Consider the following 535-nt stretch of genomic DNA (forward strand, 5'->3'; position numbering starts at 1 on the left):
ACTTACGCTGATGAAGGGTGATGAGGGAATCGAGCCGGGAGAAGAAGGTGCCGATGCGCTGCTGCTCAGAGAAATCTGGACTTGGAACAGATAGTTCCATTACCCGGTTCTTGGAAATGTTAAATCGAGATATTCCCTGAGCCAACAACGTTATCTTGCTTCTGACTACTGACGATCTGAGCATATACGCCAGATAATCCGAATCAAACACCCCATCTTGGCGATATCCAAAACAGAAACTATTCAGATACACATTTGGCCTGTCAACAGGCCAAACAGAGGACATCCCAACTTCCTCAGGAGTTTCCGATGATACCGTAAACAGGACATCTCCCTGCCTGACTTCATTTTGACGGGAATCAATTTCCACCGCTTCCAAACGACGCGCATCAGCAATCGGATTGTCAAAAACATTCGTATATGGCACAAACCGAGCTTCACCATGACCAAAATCCGATTTACCTTTTCCTGATAAACCGGAATAAGTCGTGCCGCAATCCCCCAACTTACGCTGTTCCCAAGGGTCAGTAAAACC

General features: G+C 46.7%; 1 protein-coding gene. It reads right to left on the bottom strand.

Translation table 11 applies throughout. The features are described 5' to 3' along the window. Positions 1 to 535, bottom strand: a 535-nt coding sequence (locus AC1AYR_RS11755) for a restriction endonuclease subunit S (protein ID WP_476555184.1), incomplete at both ends; no start/stop codon positions are given.

Source organism: Bifidobacterium sp. LH_417 (assembly GCF_056357035.1).